Genomic DNA, 20,805 nt, shown 5'->3' with positions numbered 1-20,805 from the left:
AACTGAAAATCGGGAAGGGCGGCTCTGAGAAGAGCCGCCCTTTTCCTTTGGAACAAGGTGTGGCATGGCGCGCTCAATGTCTGACATGAAACCTCATCTCCTGCCCGAATGGGCCCCTCATGCTGCTCTCTGGGTTGGCTGGCCGCGTCTTCTTGAAGAGTGGGGCGGCAACCTTGAAGGTCCACGCAAAGATATCTCCGGATTCATCCGCGCTGCATCAGACTATGTGCCGATCCGGGTCGCGGTAGGGTCAGATGAAGCCGAGGCAACGGCGGGTGCAGCCGTAGGTGATTGCGCTGAGGTCTGCCGAATTCCGACCGGTGACATCTGGATGCGCGACACCGGGCCAATCATTACAGGAACGGGCGATGCGCGCCGCGCGCAGGCCTTCCGCTTCAATGGCTGGGGCGGAAAATACCTGATGCCAGGCGACACGGAAACGGCGACGGCCATTGCGCAGCACGAAGGCATTCCGGTTTCGCAGCACGAGATGGTTCTGGAAGGCGGGGGCATTGATGCGGACGGCACAGGCCGCCTGCTGACAACCGGACAATGCCTGCTCAATCCAAACCGAAATCCGGGTATGGATCAGGCCGAGATCGAGATGGCGATTGCCGAGGCGCTCGGCGTACTGGAATTCATTTGGCTCGGCGACGGCTTGCTCAATGACCATACAGATGGCCATGTCGACAATATCGCTCGTTTCATCGCGCCGGGACATGCGATCTGCCAGCATCCATCGGGCGCAGACGACCCGAATGCTGATACGCTGCAGGAGATTGAAACAACGCTCCGCAGGGCTGGGCTCGAGGTTACCACCATTCCCTCACCCGGGCTTGTGAAGGACGAGGATGGAAATCCGATTCCGGCAAGCCATATGAATTTCACAATCACGAACGGCGCGGTCCTCGTGCCCGTTTACGAAGACCGTTACAGCCTTGTGGCGCAGGCCGAACTGAGCGCTCTGTTCGAAGGTCGCAAGGTGATCGGCCTGCCGGCACGCAATATTCTCAATGGCGGGGGCAGCTTCCACTGCATGACCCGCGAAATTCCAGCTTGATTTCCAGGAGCGAGCCATGCCCCGTACCCTAACGCTTGCCTGCATCCAGTTTACGCCATCAGACGATGTGCAGGACAATATCGACCGCGTGGCGGAGCGCGTGCGCGAGGCCGCAGAGCAGGGGGCCGACGTTGTGCTGCCGCCGGAACTCTTCACGGGGTACTATTTCTGCAAGACACAGGAAGAAGAGCATTTCGCGCGCGCCTATCCCTGGCGCGAGCATCCGGCTGTCGAGCAACTGTCGGCGCTGGCCGAGGAACTTGGCGTCGTCATCCCCGTCTCAATCTATGAGAAGGACGGTCCGCTCTATTACAATTCTCTGGTCATGATCGACGCGGATGGGTCGCCTCTGGGCGTATATCGCAAGAGCCACATTCCGGACGGGCCGGGCTATCAGGAAAAATACTATTTCCGCCCAGGCGATACCGGGTTTCGCGTATGGGACACAATGAAAGGCCGGATTGGTGTGGGAATCTGCTGGGACCAATGGTTCCCGGAAGCTGCGCGCGCCATGGCGCTAATGGGCGCGGATGCGTTGCTGTACCCCACAGCGATTGGCGCTGAGCCGCAGGATGCGGGCCTTGATACGGCCGCCCGCTGGCGCCGCGCGATGCAGGGCCATGCTGTCTCGAACACCATCCCGGTCGTCGCGGCAAACCGTGTGGGCGACGAGGAAGGGCAGGTCTTCTACGGAACCAGCTTCATCGCGGACCCAACCGGCGAGATCGTGATTGATTTCGGTCGTACCGAACAGGGCGTGCTGGTGGCAGAATTCGATCTGGATGAAATTGAACGCGAACGGGCCGCCTGGGGGTTTTTCCGGGATCGGCGGACCGACCTCTACAATATTCTCACCTAATTTCGACGAAGCGGCGGGTCATTGCGGACAAAGCGGGTCTCTTCCCGTTTTTCAGGCTTGGGCGCTTTCAGGTCGGCCACGTGAATGATGCCGGAATCCGAGGCGTAGTCTGCGGCGAGGCTGGTGAGAACCGTGTCGAATTCGTCGAAACTGGCGCGCCGATCCAGATTCGGGTCGAAGCGGGCCGGATTTCCCAGCGTGTCATCGCGGGTCGGCTGGCTTTCGGCCCATGAGAGCTGTTCGAGCGGGCTGAGATAGCCGTCCTTATTGGAATCGGCCTCAAGGAAGGCAGCCTCAATGCCCGTGGCGAGTTCTTCCGGGGTGACATTGCCATCCAGGTTGGCATCGAAACTGACAATCAATCCACCTCCCGCCACAAGGCGTTCTGGGACATGTCCATTCGCTTTGGCACCGCGTCTTGTCGGGCCGGGATAAGACTGCCCCGGCAGGCGCACAAGATCGTCGCCCTCATCTTCGGCACCGGCAGATGCAGGTGCACCAAGACAAACGAGTGCCGCCGCGGAAAGGGCAAGGGCCAGATTACGCATGAAGAGACTCCCAGAAGGTTCGAGGGATCAGACTATGTCGGTGTGGCGTTTTTGCAACATGACGTTTCAGTTATCTTGTCTGGACATCGGTCTGGCATTAGCGTCTCGTTAACGCCGCCTTAACGCAAAGGGAGCAATCCGTTAACCAGTTGCGGCCGCCGACCGGTGGTCGATTCGTGCGATTTGGATTGAAGACACTATGGCAATCACGGCGGACCAGGTCCCTATCATCATGTCTGCTGGTGCAACCGCGCTGGGCCTAGCCGCCTTGCTATGGGCGCTGCGCGTGTCGGATGGGGCACGTGGCGCGGCGCGCAAATACAAAGACCGGTCGTCCGATCTCGAGACTCTTCTGGCAGAGCACCGCTCAATCCTTGGTGCTCACCCGGGCGTAATCCTGGTCTGGCAGGGTGAGGCGCTTGAGCCCGATAGTGAAGAAATGACCCCGCCGGAGCTCTACGGTTCGCCGGTGGCATTGGCTGGCCTGCTCAGCTTCACCGACGATGCGATTTCGCCCGATCCGGCAGTGCGCATCATCGAAGGCCTTGCCGACCTCGAAGCGCGTGACAGTTCCGGACAGGACACGACGCTGCGGATTCGCATGCGCGAGCTGCGCGATACTGGACAGGCTTTCTCGCTCACCATCATCGGGCCGTCTGGCCGCTTCCTTGAGGCGGACGGGCGGACGGCTGGCGCGCGGGCGGTCGTCTGGGTCACCGACACCACCATCAAGGGACTGGAAGAAAGCTCCGCCCGCGGCAAGCTGGAAGAGGCGCGCCAGGTTATCGCGCGCGATCCGACAGCCTTCCTTGACATGCTGGGTAAGGCGCCGTTCCCGGCCTGGCGCGTATCCGGCATGGGCAAGCTGCAGTGGGTGAACCCATCTTACATTGAGGCAGTCGATGGGGTGAACCTCGACCGCGTCCTGGATCGCCAGATCATGCTGGACCAAGCTTCAGCTGACCAAGCCCGCAAGACTATTTCTGAAGGTGCCGATATCGACGAGACGCGCCACATGGTCGTGAATGGAGAGCGGCGCGCCATGCGTGTGCTGACCTTCCCTCTATCCGGCGGGGCAGGGGCGATGGCGTTCGATGTGACCGCCCAGGAAAATGCGCGCGAGGAACTGAACCGCCATGTTCGCGCGCATGACGAGACACTGAACCATGTTGCCGATGCTGTCGCGATCTTCGGGGCGGATCGCAAACTGACCTTCTACAACAAGGCCTTCCGCGACATGTGGGATCTCGATGAGAGCTTCCTGCTGGACCGCCCGAACCACGGGCAGTTGCTGGACCGCCTGCGCGAGCGCCGCAAGTTGCCGGCCCGTACAAATTACGCCGAATGGCGGGCGGAGGAGCTGTCCTATTACCTCGATATTGATGGGGTAAAGGAAGATACATGGTCACTGCCGGATGACCGGACTCTGTCCGTCACACGCCAGCGCCATCCGATGGGTGGCCTGTTGCTGTTGTTCAAGGACATCACAGGGGAACTGAACCTTCAGACCAAGTTCAATGCCATTGTGAAGACGCAGGCGTCCACGCTCGACAATCTGCACGAGGCAGTTGTCGTGTTCGGCGGCGACGGGCGGCTGAAACTGTTCAACAAGGCTTTTGAACGGCTCTGGTCCCTGGACCATGACGAGTTGAAAGACCATCCGGACTATAGCGATGTGATCGAGGACTGCGTTCCGCTGTTCCATGACCTGGACGTCTGGGACGCGATCAAGGGCCATATTACGGACCCGTCCGCCCGCGCGCGCCAGTCCACCACCGGAGAGATGCGCCGGTCTGATGGATCTATCCTGACATATCTGACCCATCCGCTGCCGGATGGAAACACGCTGATCGCCTTTGCGGATGTGACGGCCACACGCAGGGTTGAGTCCGCGCTGAGAGATCGGGCTGAAGCATTTGAGGCTGCGGACCGTCTGAAAACGGAGTTCGTGCGCAATGTGTCCTACCAGCTGCGGTCGCCGCTGACGGTCATCTTTGGCTATGCTGAACTGCTGGAAACAAAGCGCAATGGCGATCTGACCGAGCGCCAGACAGACTATGTCAGCGCAATCCTGTCAGCTTCCGACCACCTCTCGAAACTGATCGAGAATATTCTCGACCTCGCCATGATCGAAGCAGGCCGTATGGATCTCGATCTGAAAGATGTGGATCTCAGCCATGTCATCGAGGAAAGCATCGACATGGTCGTGTCAAAGGCAGAGGACACGCAGATTGCCGTTCGCGCCGACATCAAGGGCAAGCTTGGAGTCATTCGGGCAGATGAGCGCCGCATCAGGCAGGTCTTGTTCAACCTCATTTCCAATTCGCTCCGCTTTACCGAATCCGGTGGTGAGATCGTCGTCTCGTCCCAGCGCGTAGGCGACATGGTGACCCTGTCTGTGCGCGACAATGGCCGCGGGCTAGCAGCCGATAAACGGGCCACCAGCTTCGACAGTTTCGTTTCGGGCGACCAGCGCGGGGCCGGCCTCGGTCTTGCGCTCGTGAAGCATTTCATCGATCTGCATGGCGGAACGGTCGGTATGAAACCGGTCGATGGCGGCGGTCTGGAAGTGACCTGCTGGCTGCCGGTGAAGGTCACGAAAGTTGTGCAGAACCAGGAAATGTTGCTGACTGAAAGCCTGCCAGCCTGATTACCTGAGGGCCTGTTTAGGACGTCTCACAAACAAGTTTACTGACTTTCTGCGCGCCATGCCTACATGTTGGTTTGACAAAACCAAGCAAGAAGGCACGCTACATGGCTGACGATACTTATATCCCACCGAAGGTCTGGAAATGGGATGCTGAGAGCGGCGGGCGTTTCGCCAGCATCAACCGGCCGATTTCGGGCGCGACCCATGACAAGGATTTGCAGGTTGGGAAACATCCGCTGCAACTCTATTCGCTGGGCACACCGAACGGCGTCAAAGTCACTGTAATGCTCGAAGAACTGCTCGCGGCGGGCCATTCCGGCGCTGAGTATGATGCCTGGTTGGTCAACATCATGGAGGGCGACCAGTTTTCCAGCGGATTTGTTTCTGCCAACCCGAACTCCAAGATCCCGGCCCTGATGGACCATTCGACCAATCCGCCCACCCGCGTGTTCGAATCCGGATCGATCCTTCTGTACCTGTCAGAGAAGTTTGACGCTTTCCTGCCCAAGGATCCGCGCGAGCGCACGGAAGCGCTTTCCTGGCTGTTCTGGCAGATGGGATCGGCGCCTTATCTCGGTGGTGGCTTTGGCCATTTCTACGCATATGCGCCAATCAAGATCGAATACGCGATCGATCGGTTTGCGATGGAGGTGAAGCGGGAACTGGACGTGCTGGACAAGCGGCTCGCCGATAATGAATTCATGGCTGGCGACGAGTACTCGATTGCAGATATGGCAATCTGGCCCTGGTACGGCGCTCTGGCGTCAGGTGTCGTGTATGATGCGGGAGAATTCCTGCAGGTTCACGAATATGAAAATGTCCAGCGCTGGACCAAGCAGATCGCCGAACGTCCGGCAGTCAAGCGTGGCCGCATGGTGAACCGCACTTTTGGCAAGCCGGAGACCCAACTGCGCGAACGCCACGACGCCAGCGATTTTGATACCAGGACCCAGGACAAGCTGGATCCCGAAGGCTCCAGCTGATCCTGTCTTTGGTCAGGATTTCTCGAATTTGAGAATGTAGCGATCCGTCTGTCTCCGGATAGACGGATCGAATACGTTCAGCGTGCCATCGTCGTCGGGATTCGCGAGTAGGTCACTCTCCTCGACAAGGACGAGGCCGACATCGCCCATCATATCCATCAAGGTGTCTTGCGCCAGCCGATGTGTCACGCCGCCAGTTGTTGCGGGCGCACCGTCAGGCGCGCGGTGATCAATCACAACGAAATGCCCGCCGGGTTTCAGGACGCGCGCAATTTCGGAAAAGGCGACATCCGGATCTCCGAGTGCACCCGGCTCCGCGCCTTCCGGCGTGTACCAGAGCTCATGTGGACCGAGAAACCAGGTTACGAGATCCACCTCCATATCGCCAATGGGTTCGAAATCATCGAACGATGTCTGGATGTGAGTCACGTTGATCAGCCGGCCATCCATGCGTTTCTCGACCGCATCGCCGAGGAAGGTTTCAAACTCTGGTGGGTTCTGAAGGTAGACTTTTCCCTCTTCGCCCACGACCAGTGAGAAGAGTTCGGTATAGATGCCGCCGCCAGCTTCCATATCCAGCACTGTCATGCCCGGCATTACTCCGGTGAATGCAAGGATCTGCCGCGAATTGCGAAGTTCATACTGCTCGAAATCATCTTCCGGGCGACCATCATGCACGAAGACGGAATCGTAATCGAACGCAGGGACGGTAGTTTCCGGCATTGTTGGCATGCTCTCGGGAATCGGAGCAGCACATGCGGCCAAGCTCAAGCAAGCAGCTGCGAAACTTAGTGAATGTCTCATGGGAATGTCCTCTGTCCGCTCAGGCCTTGCTGAGCATGGTCTGGCTGATATCCCAAAGCCGCTCGGCTTTTTCGTCATCACAGATCCAGGGTCGGGCGTGCTCCCAGCGTTGACTCTCTTCGGTGGCAAGCTTGGCAATATCGCAATCTTCGCAATAAACGCCGCCCTTGTCCGCCAGGGCAGGGGAAGTAGCGGCCCAGACGCTGGTGGATGCGCCTTGCTCTGGTGTCTTGAACATGGCCTGAACTTGAGGCGGGATTGTTCCGTCGGGGTTTTTCCAACCGAGTTCGGCCATTTCCTCATCAGTGAGGTGGCGTTGCAGAGGCGTGAAAATCCCACCTGGATGCACCGAGAATGCCCGCACACCGATATCCTTGCCGCGATGGTCCACGCCCAGAGCAAACAGGGCGCACGCTGATTTGGACTGGCCGTAGGCTTCCCATTTGTCATAGGGATGGGATTCGTAATTGGGATCGTCCCAGATCACGTCGGAGCGCACATGCGCTGTTGATGAAAGGGCGACTAAGCGCGCGCCGTCCGCGCGTTCAAGAGCGGGGGCGAGCGCGAGGCTCATCGCCATATGCGCGAGATGGTTCACGCCCAACTGGCGTTCCCAGCCGGGCCCAACCCGCGTTTCAGGGCAGGCCATGACACCCGCATTGTTAACAAGGATATCAAGTGCGCGGCCTGTGTCCTCAAAATCAGCGGTGAATTTTCGCACAGTGGCGAGGTCTTCCAAGTCCATCGCCGCAATCTCGATATCGCCGGGAATGTCAGCGAGCGCAGCCTCGGCGGCGTCGACGCGTCGCGCAGGAACCGTCACGCGCGCGCCTGCGCCCGCCAGGGCGCGAACGGTTTCCAGGCCAATCCCCGAATAGCCGCCAGTGACGATTACGTTGCGTCCGGTCAGGTCGATGCCGTCGATAACTTCCTGTGCCGTCGACTTTGCATGAAAGCCTGATCCGATCGGCGTCTGGTCTGTTGCGGCCATGTGTTTCCCCTTTGGTCGTTTGGTTTCTTATGCTGAGCCAGCCGGTACGACGGCAAGCGATCATGCGTGATGTTACCAATCTGTAAGCAGCGGTTTACATGGACGCACTCCGTATCGCCACTTATATCCCGAATATAACCAAGGGAGAAATTGCATGCGTATTCTTGCCGCCGCGATATCTGTTGTCGCCATGTCAGTCGCTGTTCTTCCTGCCGCTGCGCAGTATGGTCAGGTTGAGCGGACCCAAGCGGAAATTGCGCTCGAGGAAGCTACGGCTAACCTTGAGACCAATCGCGTCACACGCACCGAAGCCAGTCAGGCCTGTGACACCAGGGATTATCAAGCCTGCTTCGAGCTGGCCGATATGTATCGCAAGGGGCTTGGCGGCGACCAGGATTACAAGAGCGCTGCGGACAATTATCGCAAGGCGTGCGATGGAAAAGTCGCAGAGGCCTGTTCAGGACTTGCCTATCTGACTGTTCAAGGGCGCGGCATGGATGCCGATACCGCTCGGGCGCGCCAGCTTTATGATAAAGCGTGTGATTATGGCGACGTGAGCGGATGTGCAGCCTATGGCAACATGATCTATACCGGCCAAGGTGGTTCCAAGAACGTTGCGGAAGGCACGCGCCTTCTCCAGGAATCCTGCGATGAGGCGTATGAATGGGCCTGCGAACGCCTGTCGACGCTGGGGGCCTATCAGCCCGATGACTCGACTTGGGAGCGTCTTGAAGACGTCAGGCGCCGCTACTGATTTTCGCTCAAGGTCGACAGTTTGCGCGCAAGGCTTGAGCCTGGCAGCGGGCTGGCGGGTCGGTTAGGGTCGATAGCGGGGGTCTCGGAAACTGTATCAGCAGTGATATGCTCAGGTGTGTCCACAGCCTCATGTGTCGGTATGGGACCGTCGGTTGCGACGTTGAGGTCAGCGGTCATCAGCGACCCTGCGTCAACGCGGATGCTGCGGGTGAACACCTTTCCGGTGACAACAGCTTCATTCCATATCTCGAGGCTCTCATGAGCAGTCACATTGCCCGTCAGCTTGCCATGTACGACGATGATTGCCGCCTCCAGCGATCCTTCGATATGACCGGTCGCTTCGATCAATACCAGCCCGTCCGATTTGACCGGACCTTTCATATGGCCTGCTACGGTAAGCGGGCCAGAGAAATTGAAGCTGCCTTCCAGCGCGCATTCCGTGCCGATGAAGCTGCCCTGACCTGAGCGGCCCTTGCCGGCAGCATTGTCCGTTTCGAATTTGGCCATCACCCATACTTTCCCATGTTCTGACCTGGTGCGCCTGTTGTCGGCGTTGGGGTTTTCATCCGGGCCAGAGAATTGATTTCATTGCTCTTATAGCGCGCAATTGGCCGCGCGCACAGTTCCAAGCAGAGATTACCTTGCAAGATACGGGCAAGTTTTCCTCGCCATAAGGCCATATTCCCGTGTTGAAACAGCTCATGAGCCTGTTTCGGTCCGTTTCATTTGCCTTGATGCTGGTTGCAGCGGCGTGTTCACAATCGTCTGAACCGGTTGCAGGCGGTGTTATCCCGTTGCAATCCGGTTTCACCGGCATTGACCTGTCGCACCATAATGGTCGCATCCGCTGGGACGAGTTCGAGGCCGCACCCGTCGATTTTCTTTACCTCAAGGCTACCGAAGGTCGGGACTGGAAAGATCCACGTTTCCTGGAAAACTGGCGCGAAGCGACAACGCGCGGCTGGACGGTCGGCGCTTATCATTTCTACCGACTCTGCCGGCCGGGAGCCGAGCAGGCCCAGAATTTCATTCAGTCGGTGGAAGTGCGGACAGGGGCGCTGCCGCCCGCAGTTGATCTGGAATATGCGCACAATTGCGAGCCGCGCGGCAGCACGACTGAGACTTTGGGAGAATTGGACACATTCCTGACAGCGCTAGAGGCCGAATATGGCGTGCGGCCGGTGATCTACACGACGCCAGAGTTTCACACCGACTGGCTGTCCGGCAGTTATGATGACTATCCGCTCTGGTTGCGCGGCCTTGGCGAGACGATGCCGCGGACCATCAACGGCCGCGTACCGGACATCTGGCAATACACCATGTCCGGCCGCGTACCGGGAATTGACGGCCGGGTGGACATGAACCGGGTTCCGGACCGTCCACCCGGATAAGGTTTAGTTGCGGGATTTGTCGACCAGGCGATCGTTCTGGGCCCAGTGCATCATGCCGCGAAGTTTCTCGCCGACTTCTTCGATTTCGTGGCTGTTCATGCGCTGGCGCATGGCGTTGAAGCCCGGTGCGCCGGCCTGGTTTTCGAGGACCCAGTTGCGGGCAAACGTGCCGTTCTGGATGTCTTCGAGAACCTTTTTCATGTTGGCCTTGGCTTCGGAATTGATCACGCGCGGGCCGGAGACGTATTCGCCATATTCGGCCGTGTTCGAGATCGAGTAGTTCATGTTGGCGATGCCGCCTTCATAAATAAGGTCAACAATCAGTTTGGTCTCGTGAAGGCATTCGAAATAGGCCATTTCCGGCGCGTAGCCAGCCTCGACCAGGGTTTCATAGCCAGCCTTGATCAACTCGACGATGCCGCCACAGAGCACAGCCTGTTCGCCGAAGAGGTCTGTTTCGGTCTCTTCGCGGAATGAGGTCTCGATGACACCAGCGCGCGTATTGCCGATGGCCTTGGAATAGGACAGGGCAACATCCTGTGCCGTGCCGGTCGCGTCCTGATGGATTGCGATCAGACCCGGCAAGCCGAAGCCCATCTGGTACTGGGCGCGCAGCGTGTGGCCGGGGCCTTTCGGGGCGGACAGCGAGACATCAACATCGGGGCGTGGACGGATGAGGTTGTAGTGCACGTTGAAGCCGTGGCCGAACATGACATGCTGGCCAGCGCGCAGATGCGGTTCGATCTCGTTTGCATAGAGCACGGCCTGCTTTTCGTCCGGGATAAGGATCATCAGCACGTCGGCCCACTGGGCGGCCTCGGCGGGCGTGACCACTTCAAGGCCCTCGGCTTCTGCTTTGGCGCGGCTGGCCGACCCCTCATAGAGGCCAACCTTCAGCTGCTTCACGCCGCTGTCGCGCATGTTCAGAACGTGGGCGTGGCCCTGGCTGCCATACCCGATCACGGCGACTTTCTTGCTCTGGATGAGGGAAAGGTCTGCATCCTGTTCGTAATAGATTTTCATGGGCCTCTACTTGCTCCGCTGGAGGATTGATTGTTGGGGTAAGGGTCTTCAGGTCAGTTGGACTTGCACACCCAGCCATCTGAAAAATTGGCGACGCCGATAACGCTACGGTTCAATTCGGCAATTATGTCTGTGGCCTCCGAATGGCGCGAAAACTGTTTCAGGCCATTGGTGGTTTCAATTGAGGTGATGATGTCGTGCGACGCCAGCAGCAGCTCATAGCTGCGCGATCCGTCGGCATTGACCACCATTTTTTCCCGCGCGCCATAGGCGGGCAGTCCTGCATCGCTGGTGGTCAGGAGAGACAAGGCGACCTTGCTTGCGACGGGGGCAGGCAGTTGGGTCTGCAGGCGACAGAGCGGAATATGTGTGTTGGTGTCGGAATCGACCGGTACCGTTCGCGCATCCAGCATCATTGTGCCGTCTGCATCGACGATATCGTAGACATAAGCGGCCCCGCTGGGCGCTGCGGTGTCCACGATGCGCAGGATGGGGTCATTGGAGGAATCAAACGTTGCATCGGCCCGGTCGGCAATCAGGGCCGCACGGTCGATATCGCATTGCAGCTGAGCCTGATCGGCATCATCTGCAAGCGCCAGGGCCGAGCCGGCCACTTTCGGGCGGCAGCTTTCGGGCTGTTCTTCTATGGCGTGCGCATTGCCAGCGAGAAAAAGGACGCCGAGCGCAATCAGGCTGGTGCGTGTCATCCCTTCTCCTTTCCCCTCTTGATCGACAGAACACCTGTCCGGCTTACCTCAACCAAGCCGAGCGGTCGCATCAGATCCACAAACTGGGTGATCTTTTCAGAGGCGCCTGTCAGCTCGAAAATGAAGCTCTCATTTGTCGTGTCTATCACATTCGCGCGGAAAATCTGAGATATGCGCAGCGCTTCAACACGGGCTTCGCCTTTGCCGGCGACCTTGATCAATGCCAGTTCGCGCTCGATGCCGCGCTTGGACTTGGTGATGTCGATCACCTGTTCCACGGGCACGATGCGCAAGAGCTGGGCTTCGATCTGCTCCAGAATATGCGGTGTGCCCTGGGTCACGATGGTGATCCGCGAGCGGCGCTCATTCACGTCGACCTCGGCCACGGTCAGGCTGTCGATATTGTAACCCCGGCCAGAGAACAGTCCCACAACACGGGCCAGAACGCCTGGCTCGTTATCGACCATGACGGCCAGTGTGCGGCGTTCGACGGCCTCGTCCTCATGAGACAGGAAATAGGCCGATTTCGGATTGCCAGCGGGGGGCGTAGCTGTTGATCCATCGCTCATGGCTGTGTCTCCGGTTTCGGGGTGTCACGATTCCAGAAGTCGATGGAGAGGTCGGGACGGCGAGTCAATAGCTCGTCCCGCAGCGCTCCAGACCGGCTGATCGCGTCGTCCTGGTGTTTCTGCTTTTGTTTGGTGTAGCGGCCCAATAGCTGGTCCATGCGCCGTGGATCGAGATGGGCTTGCAGTTCAGAGACCAGCAATTTGCGGCAAGCATCGATGAAAGCCGCACTGTCCTCGCTTGTCGGGCCGCCTTCGCGGGTCAGGGCATGAACCTCTTCATGGGCCCAGACGAGGCTGTCCAGGATCGGCGCGCGGAAGCCTTGATATGCGCCATCCTTGTTGAGGCCATGACGGTCAGGCGCAAGGTTTGGAAAGAACATCCGCCCACGGTCAATCAGGGTCGACAGGTTAGTCAGACTGTCTGCGCGCGCCTCCTGGAAGGCGCGGTCGGAGTCCATCACGTGGCGGTTGCGCGCCAGCATGGCAGCAGAGGCCAGCGTTTCGATGGCGGTATTGCCCCAGTCGAGGCTAGCGCTGTCGATGCTCTGGCGCAGCTGTTCGGTGCGCAGCTGGTGTTGTTTGCGGGTTTCGGCGCGGCTTGCGAGCGCGCCAAGTACAGCCGCAATGGCGGAGACCACGGTCACGATCGTGCCGATATTTTCCATTCCCCACTGCCACAGATCACTCGCAGCCATCACATTCGTCCTATCAAGCTCCCGCCGGGTCTGGTCGGTCAGACCAGTCCCTTGCCAGCTTCGCCAATCTCATCGCCCTTGATTTCTCCAAGGATCATCTCGTTGTGCGCTGAACCCGACGGTATCATAGGCAGGCAGTTCTCGGCCTTTTCGACACGGCAATCGAACAAAACCGGCCCGGGATGGTCAATCATCTCGCGGATCTTGTCGTCCAGCTCCGCTGGATTGTCACAACGGATGCCATGTCCGCCCATTGCTTCGGCAAGTTTCACGAAGTCGGGCAGGGTTTCCGAATAGGAGTGAGAATAGCGCTCGCCATGCAGCAATTCCTGCCACTGGCGCACCATACCCATCCATTCATTGTTGAGGATGAAGACTTTGACCGGCAGCCTGTGTTGAACGGCGGTGGAGAGTTCCTGCGTCATCATCTGGATTGACGCTTCGCCCGCAATGTCGATCACGAGGGCGTCCGGATGCGCTGCCTGAACGCCCACTGCGGCGGGCAGGCCATAGCCCATCGTGCCGAGCCCACCGGAGGTCATCCACCGGTTCGGCTCGTCGAAATGATAGAATTGCGCCGCCCACATCTGGTGTTGGCCAACTTCGGTCGTGATGTAGGTCTCGCGATCACGGGTCAGCTCATACAGGCGCTCAACGGCATGTTGGGGTTTGATGACCGTGTTGGAGTTTGCGTAGGTGAAGCATTTCCGGGCGCGCCAGATGTCGATTTCCTGACGCCAGGGTTTCAGGTCCGGCTTCTTGGCCTTGCGGGATTTGAACTCTTTCAGGATTGCGGCCAGCGCCTCTGCGCAGTCGGCAATCACGGGGATATCGACTCGGACGATCTTGTTCACCGAAGAAGGATCGATGTCGATATGCACCTTCTTGGAGTTGGGTGAGAAGGCGTCGATACGGCCGGTCACCCGGTCATCGAAGCGCGCGCCCACGCAGATCATCAGATCGCAATCGTGCATCGCATTATTGGCTTCGAAGCTGCCATGCATGCCGACCATGCCCAGCCAGTCCGGATGGGAGGCAGGGAAGGCGCCAAGCCCCATCAGTGTAGAGGTCACCGGATACCCCGTGACGTTCTGGAGCTCGCGCAGCAGATCGGACGCCTTCGGACCGGAATTGATGACACCGCCGCCAGTGTAGAAGACTGGCCGCCGCGCGTGCATCATCAGATCCACTGTCGCCGAAATCGCATCCGGGTGCGGTTTGGTAGTGGGGTGATAGCTCGGCTTGTGAACGCCCTCCTTGCCGACATAGGTGCCGGTGGCGAACTGGATGTCCTTGGGAATGTCGACCACGACCGGTCCGGGTCGACCGGATTTGGCGATCAGGAAGGCTTCGTGGATCGTGCGTGCGAGCTGGTTCACATCGGTAACCAGGTAATTGTGTTTGGCACAGGTGCGGGTGATGCCGGTTGTGTCGCATTCCTGGAACGCGTCGGTGCCGATCAGGTGTGTCGGAACCTGTCCGGTCAGGACCACCATCGGAATGGAATCCATCATCGCGTCTGCAATCGGGGTGACCATATTGGTCGCGCCGGGGCCGGAGGTGACGAGGCACACGCCAGGTTTGCCTGTTGTGCGGGCATAGCCCTCGGCCGCGTGGCCAGCGCCTTGCTCGTGGCGCACCAGAATGTGGCGAATTCCATCGGAGTTGTAGAGCGCATCATAGATCGGAAGAACCGCCCCACCCGGATAGCCGAACATGACTTCCACGCCCTGTTCCTTGAGCGCCGTGATGACGATTTCGGCGCCTGTCATGGTCAAGGTTTCAGCTGCGGGCTTGGTCTTGGTTGTCATGGGGAGATCTCTGATGGAACTGAGTTTGGACTGTATCGGAAAAGAAAAAGGGCTCCAATGGAGCCCCGTTTTGTGCGCGCATCCGCAACTGGCTACTTAAAGCCAGCTACGGATGCTTAATAACGAGTACCACGTATTTGCGCACGGTGCGTTTCCTCCAACGTCGGGATTAGGAATAATCTGCCTCAACCGGCCTGTCAATCTCCCTATACAAGGCAAGAATAACCCTCAATCGATCTTCTGGCTCCGGTGAAGGAATGCGCGGCCAGAAGGGAAATTGGCGACCGATCCACGTGAATTGCCGTTTTGCGTAGCGTCTTGTGTCGCGTTTTGCGTTTTCTGCGGCAAATTCTGCCGTTATCTCTCCGCGTGCGAAGGCTGCGAGCCACGGCATTCCATGTGCTTTCATGGCAGGAAGTTCCGGGTCGAGATCGCGTTTTATCAGTTGGCGGGCTTCTTCCATCGCGCCCTGCATCAGCATGCCTTCAAAACGGCGGTCGATCTTCTGATAGAGTTTTGCGCGAGGTGGGGTCAACGCAACGCCCATCCATTCATTCTCCTGCAGGACCGGCGGCTGGCGGTTGCGCTGGAAGTCGGTCAGCGGTTTGCCGGTCGCCAGATAAACCTCATAGGCGCGTGCGAGGCGCTGGCGGTCGCCGGTGCCCAGTCGGTCAGCGATTTCCGGATCGACCGGGGCCAGTCGGGCACGCAGGCCGTCCGCGCCCTCGGCATCGGCAATGGCGCGCACGTCGGCGCGGACATCGTCGGGTACAGGGGGAATATTCGACAGGCCTTCAGTCATTGCGAGCAGGTAAAGGCCGGTGCCGCCGACCAGGACAGCGCGCTTGCCGCGCAGTTCAAGCGTGCGAATGGTCGCGCGGACCTCTTCCAGCCACTCGCCAGTGGAGTAGCGCTCGGCCGCGTTCACATGGCCGAAGAGATGGTGCTTCACACCGTCCATCTCTTCTTCGGTCGGGCGAGCTGAAATCACTTGCAAGTCGCGATAGACCTGCATGGAATCGGCATTGATGACCTCACCGCCCAGACGGCGCGCCACTTCGATGGCGAGCGCGGTCTTGCCGCTGGCCGTGGGTCCGTGAATGAGTATTGCCGGTGTCATCCATATAGACGTAAGGGCTTGTCAGCGACGAGGAAACCCGTGAAGAGGCGGGAATGATTGAGAAAGCAGTTAATTCCATGATCCTGATCGCCGCCGCCAATGCCCCGGAAGACAATATTGCCTCGCGCCTCGGCATGATCCTCGGAGATCTCGGCATTGCCCAGACCTTGCCTCAGATAACAGGGCTGGGACAGGTCGGAGATGTCAGCGCTGTGGAGATTCCGCTTGCTCCGATGGATGCCGATTTCCAGCACGCAGCGCTCGTTGCGCTGGAAGCGGAAGAAATGGACGTTGCCCTGGTGCCCGCAGGAAATCGTCGCAAACGGTTGCTGATCTCCGACATGGATTCCACGATTATCGGACAGGAATGCCTCGATGAATTGGCGGATTTCGCTGGTCTGAAAGCGGAAGTGTCCGCGATCACAGAACGTGCCATGCGGGGCGAGCTGGATTTCGAGGGCGCGCTGACAACCCGCGTGGCCATGCTGAAGGGGCTCGACCTCAAAGCGCTGCAAGACGCCTATGATGCGCGCATTTCGCTGAATACCGGCGCGAAGACACTGGTGGAGACGATGAAGGCGCAAGGCGCGATGACCGTGCTGGTCTCCGGCGGGTTCACCTTCTTCACGGGCCGAGTCGCCGATGAAGCCGGGTTTGCTGCCCACCGCGGCAATACGCTGATCGATGATGGCGCAGTGCTGACCGGGGAGGTGGGCATGCCGATCCTCGGACGCGAAGCGAAACTCTCGGCGCTGGATGAGTTTTCAGCGGAAGCGGGCCTCAGCCGGGCAGATTCACTTGCACTCGGCGATGGGGCGAATGATCTTGCCATGATCCAAGCGGCGGGCCTCGGCATTGCCTACAAGGCCAAGCCCATTGTCGCGGCTGAAGCGCATGCTGCGATCAATCATACCGATTTGCACACAGCGCTGTTCTTCCAAGGCTATCACGCGGACGAATTCGTCACTGAATAGACTGCCGGATCAGGAATTGGTCAGGTCGACCGAGATGAACTGATCGAACCAGCCCGCTTCGCCGCGACGCTTCACGCGGAGCAATAGTGGCTGGCGCGGTGTGGTCATCGCGGCTTCGACCTTGCTGATCGTGTCGGTAACGGTGGTGACGCGCTCGAAATTCACTTCAACCAAGACGTCGCCGCGTTGGAGTTTTCCAAAGGAGCGCCCACGCGCAGAGACCGTTGTAACCACAACGCCGTCAACATCCTTTGGGATGCCATAGCGGCGGCGGATATCATCGTCGAGGCTGGTCAGTTCTGCGCCAAGATCGTTGGAACTCGCCGGCGCATCCAGCGTGGCATCGGCGGCGGGCGTATCGGCCTCGTCTTCCAGTTCACCGAGCGTGACATTGACAGTGCGTCCCTTCCCATCTCGCACAATCGCGATGGGAACGGTGCGACCGATCTCGGTATCGGAAATCAGGCGGGTCAGTTCGCGTACGCTGGTCACGGTCTGGCCATCGAAGCGGAGCACAAGGTCGCCGACTTCCATATCGGATTTTGCCGCCGGTCCTTCATCGGAGATACGGGTGATGATCACGCCGCCCTTGCCCGTCGCCTTGTACGCGCGCACGAGTGCTTCATCCGCATCCTGTACATTGACGCCCAGCCAGGCGCGACGCACGCGGCCTTCCTTGATGAGCTGGTCGGAAATGCGTTTCACGAGATTTGCCGGCACGGAGAAGCCGATGCCGACCGAGCCGCCCGTAGGGGAGATGATCGCGGTGTTCACGCCGACGACTTCGCCGCCGAGATTGAACAAGGGCCCGCCGGAATTACCGCGGTTGATGGCGGCATCGGTCTGGATGAAGTCATCTGAGCGACCCGCATTCAGGTCGCGATTGCGCGCCGAGATAATGCCAGCCGAGACAGAGCCCCCGAAGCCGAATGGGTTGCCGATGGCGATAACCCAGTCACCGACTTCTGCTTTGTCGCTGTCGGCGAGGTCCACATAGGGCAGGGCAGTCGAGGATTTCACCTTGAGCACGGCGAGATCGGTGTCGCGATCACGACCGACGAGTTCAGCCTTCAGGACGCGGCCGTTCGAGAAATTGACGTCAATCTCGTCGGCATTCTCGATGACATGATTATTGGTGATGATGATGCCGTCAGCCGAGATGACAAAGCCGGAGCCCAGTGATCCTTCACGCCGGAAACCGTCTTCATCCCGACCGAAGAATTCGTTGAAGCGCTCCATGGGCGAGCCTTCCGGAAAGGTCGGCATGCCATCGGGCGCAATTGTTTGCGATGTTGAAATATTGACCACGGCCGGCATCAGGCGCTTGGACAAGTCACGGAAGCTTTGCGGTTGGACCTTCTGATCGATTCCATCGACTGCCGTCGACAGGCTGTCCTGAGCATGGGCAGGCAGAACGGCGGTTGCCGAACTCATCAGGAACAGGGCAGCAAGGGCCGGGATACGCATAGGCCGCTGAGCCTCCTTTCGAAGCATAATATACACTAATGTCTGTAAACTATGGCGCTTTGCAGGCGTCTTGCAACAGCTTCAACAGAACCGAACTGCAATGACGATGAAGATTGCGCCGATTGCCGCGGACCCGATCCCGGCAAGCGCAATCTCGCGTCCCGGCATACGCGCTAGATACTCTGCCATACGCCGCATGAATTCGGGGGCGACCGCATAGATCGCCCCCTCAATGAATAGCCACATGCCGATCCCGATCAGGATCAGTTGTATGGACATGCCAAACCCGTCCTAGCGTGAGCCGCCATTGGCCCGTGCGCGATTGATAAACTCATCACACAAGCCCAGGGAATCCGGCGCCACGACAATGCGTGTGCCTTCCTGGATGGAGTTTTCACACGCGATGAGCGCGCGCTGGAAGCGGAAGAATTCCGGATCCTTGTTATAGGCACTGGCGTATATCTCGGTGGAGCGAGCATCGCCTTCACCGCGAATGACTTCTGACTGTTCCCGGGCCTGAGCCTCAAGTACGGTCTTCTCACGTTCGGCTTGCGCGCGAATCAGTCGGGCGCGTTCTTCACCTTCGGCACGGATGCGCTCGGCTTCCTGCTTACGGGCTGTCTGCATCCGACTGTAGACACCATCGGCCACTTCGCGCGGCAGATCTGCCTGACGAATACGGACATCGATGATCGAAATCCCCGCATCTGCCAGTTCATTGGCAACCTTTTCGCGGATATTTTCCATCAGTTCGGACCGCTGGCCTGAAATGATCTCAGGCACGGGCACATCGCCCATGACTTCCCGAATGGACGCCTTGGTCACATCATTCAGCTGGTTGGCGGCGCCCGGAATGGTCCGGAGGCTCTGATAGAATTGCAGCGGGTCGCTGATTCGCCAGCGTACGAACGCGTCCACAGCGAGGCGACGCTGGTCGGATGCGAGAACCTGAATATTCTCGATGTCGAGTCCCAGATTCTTGCGGTCGAGTTTTTCAACCGTCTGGATGACCGGAATCTTGAAATAAAGACCGGCTTCATCCGTGCCCGGCGCGTTGATCACCGCGCGTGGTTCCCCAACTTGCAGGATCAGAGCCTGCTCGTCCTGGCGAACAACATAGAAAGAATTGAAGATAGCGACCAGTACGATCGCGACGATGGCAAGGGCAAACCAGCTCAGATTGCGCATCAGTTCTCTCCTCCGCGGTTGGCAGGTTGCACCCGGTCAAGCGGCAGATAGGGAACCGCGCCGGAATTGCTATCAAGAATGGTCTTGTCAGTGCGTTCAAGCACGCGCTCCATGGTTTCGAGATACATACGCTCCCGCGTGACGCGTGGCGCCTTGCGGTACTCCTCATAGATTTGCTCAAAACGGGACGCTTCACCTTGGGCGTCGGCGACGATCTGGTCACGATACCCTTCAGCTTCCTGCAGCAGTCTCTGAGCCGTACCACGGGCCTGAGGCACGATCTGGTTGGCGTACTGGGTGGCCCGGTTGATATTGGTTTCGGCGTCCTGTTCTGCGACGTTTACATCATTGAAGGCCTCGATGACCTGCTGAGGCGGGTCGGCCTTGTCGATCTGAATACTCACGATCTGGATGCCTGCGCGATAATCGTTCAGCAGGGTCTGGACCTGATTCGCCACTTCGGTCTGAACAACATCGCGTTCGGTCGTGATGACACTTTGAAGGCGGGTTTTGCCGACAACTTCGCGCATCACGGACTCTGCCACCATTTCGACAGCGATATCGGGCTGTTTCACATTCAGGATGTAATCCTGTGGTGCTTCGGGCTTCACGCGCCAGAAGACGGAGAACTGAATGTCGACGATATTTTCGTCTTCAGTCAGCATCAGGCTCTCGTCCATGGTCTGGCCGATCTGAGTCTTTCGGCGGGCTTCGACCTCGACCAGTTCATGCTCCTCGAAGGGGGCAGGCAGGTGGAAGTGGAGGCCGGGGCCAAAATTGGTCTGCCATTTGCCGAAGCGGAAGACGGAGGCCTGTTGGCCCGGATCTACCATAACGACGCTGGTGGACAGCCAGGCAAGCAGGGCGATACCTGCGATGACCAGAAAGCCGAGCGGACCGAAATTGGTTCCGCCGCTGCCGCCACCGCCGCCACGTTTGCGACCACCGCCGCCGCCGCGCTGCCGGAAACGTTCCTGCATGCGCCGCATCTGGTCTTCGAGGTCATTACCCCCATTGCCGCCCGAGCCGCCGGGACGGTTCCAAGGAGAGCCGCCATCCTTGCCGCCTCCATTGTCATTTCCGCCCTCGCCGCCCCAAGGGCCGCTGGATTTAGTTTTGTCATCCCAGGGCATGAGCCCTCCCTGTATTACTGTGCATGGGTTCTATATAGGCGCTTTGGTGATAAGTGCATGCCTGTTTGCAGGCATC

General features: G+C 59.0%; 21 protein-coding genes. 7 read left to right on the top strand and 14 right to left on the bottom strand.

The genetic code is table 11. The annotated features are described in order from the left end of the window. Window positions 1-85 precede the first annotated feature (85 nt). Together B2344_RS14135 and aguB are read left to right on the top strand one after the other, a co-directional pair. Window positions 86-1,060, top strand: a complete 975-nt coding sequence (locus tag B2344_RS14135; protein WP_290485440.1) for an agmatine deiminase family protein — start codon at window positions 86-88, stop codon at window positions 1,058-1,060. A 16-nt stretch (window positions 1,061-1,076) separates the two neighbouring features. Continuing rightward, window positions 1,077-1,919 carry an N-carbamoylputrescine amidase gene (gene aguB / locus B2344_RS14130; RefSeq protein ID WP_206991327.1) on the top strand — a complete coding sequence of 281 codons (843 nt, stop codon included), beginning with the start codon at window positions 1,077-1,079 and terminating at the stop codon, window positions 1,917-1,919. Here the strand turns inward: aguB and B2344_RS14125 are convergent. Next, window positions 1,916-2,467 (bottom strand): EF-hand domain-containing protein, encoded by a 552-nt coding sequence (locus tag B2344_RS14125; protein WP_206991326.1) that lies wholly within the window; start codon window positions 2,465-2,467, stop codon window positions 1,916-1,918. The two genes, aguB and B2344_RS14125, sit on opposite strands and share 4 nt — an antisense overlap. A 199-nt stretch (window positions 2,468-2,666) precedes the next feature. Between B2344_RS14125 and B2344_RS14120 the strand changes: the two genes are divergently transcribed. Both B2344_RS14120 and yghU read left to right on the top strand, forming a co-directional pair. Next, complete coding sequence (locus B2344_RS14120) at window positions 2,667-5,117, top strand: sensor histidine kinase (protein WP_242517391.1); 2,451 nt, start codon at window positions 2,667-2,669, stop codon at window positions 5,115-5,117. 104 nt (window positions 5,118-5,221) lie between these two features. After that, window positions 5,222-6,100, top strand: coding sequence for a glutathione-dependent disulfide-bond oxidoreductase (gene yghU / locus B2344_RS14115; RefSeq protein ID WP_290485439.1), 879 nt, complete (start codon window positions 5,222-5,224; stop codon window positions 6,098-6,100). A 12-nt stretch (window positions 6,101-6,112) separates the two neighbouring features. Here yghU and B2344_RS14110 read toward each other — a convergent pair whose 3' ends face one another. Together B2344_RS14110 and B2344_RS14105 are read right to left on the bottom strand one after the other, a co-directional pair. After that, window positions 6,113-6,823, bottom strand: coding sequence for a class I SAM-dependent methyltransferase (locus tag B2344_RS14110; RefSeq protein ID WP_290479946.1), 711 nt, complete (start codon window positions 6,821-6,823; stop codon window positions 6,113-6,115). A gap of 100 nt (window positions 6,824-6,923) precedes the next feature. Then, window positions 6,924-7,895: an oxidoreductase gene (locus B2344_RS14105; RefSeq protein WP_290483577.1), complete on the bottom strand. Its 972-nt coding sequence runs from the start codon at window positions 7,893-7,895 to the stop codon at window positions 6,924-6,926. A gap of 154 nt (window positions 7,896-8,049) precedes the next feature. Here B2344_RS14105 and B2344_RS14100 point away from each other — a divergent pair, with 154 nt between their 5' ends. Next, window positions 8,050-8,649, top strand: coding sequence for a tetratricopeptide repeat protein (locus B2344_RS14100; protein WP_290485438.1), 600 nt, complete (start codon window positions 8,050-8,052; stop codon window positions 8,647-8,649). On the opposite strand, the gene B2344_RS14095 is transcribed toward B2344_RS14100, so the two are convergent. Then, entirely contained in the window at window positions 8,643-9,158 is a 516-nt protein-coding gene (locus B2344_RS14095; protein ID WP_034810523.1) for a bactofilin family protein, read from the bottom strand. The two genes, B2344_RS14100 and B2344_RS14095, sit on opposite strands and share 7 nt — an antisense overlap. A 194-nt stretch (window positions 9,159-9,352) precedes the next feature. Between B2344_RS14095 and B2344_RS14090 the strand changes: the two genes are divergently transcribed. Continuing rightward, window positions 9,353-10,042 (top strand): GH25 family lysozyme, encoded by a 690-nt coding sequence (locus B2344_RS14090; RefSeq protein WP_290485437.1) that lies wholly within the window; start codon window positions 9,353-9,355, stop codon window positions 10,040-10,042. 3 nt (window positions 10,043-10,045) lie between these two features. Here the strand turns inward: B2344_RS14090 and ilvC are convergent, their stop codons facing one another. The 6 genes from ilvC to miaA form a co-directional block, all read right to left on the bottom strand. Then, window positions 10,046-11,065, bottom strand: coding sequence for a ketol-acid reductoisomerase (ilvC, locus tag B2344_RS14085; protein ID WP_034810525.1), 1,020 nt, complete (start codon window positions 11,063-11,065; stop codon window positions 10,046-10,048). Between the two features lie 53 nt (window positions 11,066-11,118). Beyond that, window positions 11,119-11,772 carry a hypothetical protein gene (locus tag B2344_RS14080; protein ID WP_290479942.1) on the bottom strand — a complete coding sequence of 218 codons (654 nt, stop codon included), beginning with the start codon at window positions 11,770-11,772 and terminating at the stop codon, window positions 11,119-11,121. Then, window positions 11,769-12,341: an acetolactate synthase small subunit gene (ilvN, locus tag B2344_RS14075; RefSeq protein ID WP_051607411.1), complete on the bottom strand. Its 573-nt coding sequence runs from the start codon at window positions 12,339-12,341 to the stop codon at window positions 11,769-11,771. Before ilvN ends, B2344_RS14080 begins: the two co-directional genes overlap by 4 nt. Further along, window positions 12,338-13,036: a hypothetical protein gene (locus B2344_RS14070; RefSeq protein ID WP_206991319.1), complete on the bottom strand. Its 699-nt coding sequence runs from the start codon at window positions 13,034-13,036 to the stop codon at window positions 12,338-12,340. Before B2344_RS14070 ends, ilvN begins: the two co-directional genes overlap by 4 nt. Before the next feature lie 38 nt (window positions 13,037-13,074). Beyond that, entirely contained in the window at window positions 13,075-14,847 is a 1,773-nt protein-coding gene (locus B2344_RS14065) for an acetolactate synthase 3 large subunit (protein ID WP_290483575.1), read from the bottom strand. Between the two features lie 169 nt (window positions 14,848-15,016). Then, the gene (gene miaA / locus B2344_RS14060; protein WP_290485436.1) at window positions 15,017-15,967 is read right to left on the bottom strand and encodes a tRNA (adenosine(37)-N6)-dimethylallyltransferase MiaA; all 951 of its coding nucleotides are present in this window, start codon (window positions 15,965-15,967) and stop codon (window positions 15,017-15,019) included. A gap of 53 nt (window positions 15,968-16,020) precedes the next feature. Between miaA and serB the strand changes: the two genes are divergently transcribed. Then, window positions 16,021-16,941: a phosphoserine phosphatase SerB gene (gene serB, locus B2344_RS14055; protein ID WP_290485435.1), complete on the top strand. Its 921-nt coding sequence runs from the start codon at window positions 16,021-16,023 to the stop codon at window positions 16,939-16,941. Window positions 16,942-16,950: 9 nt separating this feature from the next. Here serB and B2344_RS14050 read toward each other — a convergent pair whose 3' ends face one another. From B2344_RS14050 to hflK, 4 genes are all read right to left on the bottom strand, one after another. After that, window positions 16,951-18,408: a Do family serine endopeptidase gene (locus tag B2344_RS14050; RefSeq protein WP_206991316.1), complete on the bottom strand. Its 1,458-nt coding sequence runs from the start codon at window positions 18,406-18,408 to the stop codon at window positions 16,951-16,953. A gap of 81 nt (window positions 18,409-18,489) precedes the next feature. After that, window positions 18,490-18,687, bottom strand: a complete 198-nt coding sequence (locus tag B2344_RS14045; protein WP_206991315.1) for a DUF2065 domain-containing protein — start codon at window positions 18,685-18,687, stop codon at window positions 18,490-18,492. A gap of 12 nt (window positions 18,688-18,699) precedes the next feature. After that, window positions 18,700-19,596 (bottom strand): protease modulator HflC, encoded by an 897-nt coding sequence (gene hflC / locus B2344_RS14040; protein WP_206991314.1) that lies wholly within the window; start codon window positions 19,594-19,596, stop codon window positions 18,700-18,702. Beyond that, the gene (gene hflK / locus B2344_RS14035) at window positions 19,596-20,729 is read right to left on the bottom strand and encodes an FtsH protease activity modulator HflK (protein ID WP_206991313.1); all 1,134 of its coding nucleotides are present in this window, start codon (window positions 20,727-20,729) and stop codon (window positions 19,596-19,598) included. Before hflK ends, hflC begins: the two co-directional genes overlap by 1 nt. Window positions 20,730-20,805: the final 76 nt, after the last annotated feature.

The sequence above is a fragment of the Hyphomonas sp. UBA3195 genome (assembly GCF_002366485.1).
In the GTDB taxonomy this organism is placed as follows: Bacteria; Pseudomonadota; Alphaproteobacteria; order Caulobacterales; family Hyphomonadaceae; genus Hyphomonas.
The sequence above is the reverse complement of the archived record's forward strand: the minus strand, read 5'-3'. Positions and strand labels throughout refer to the sequence as shown.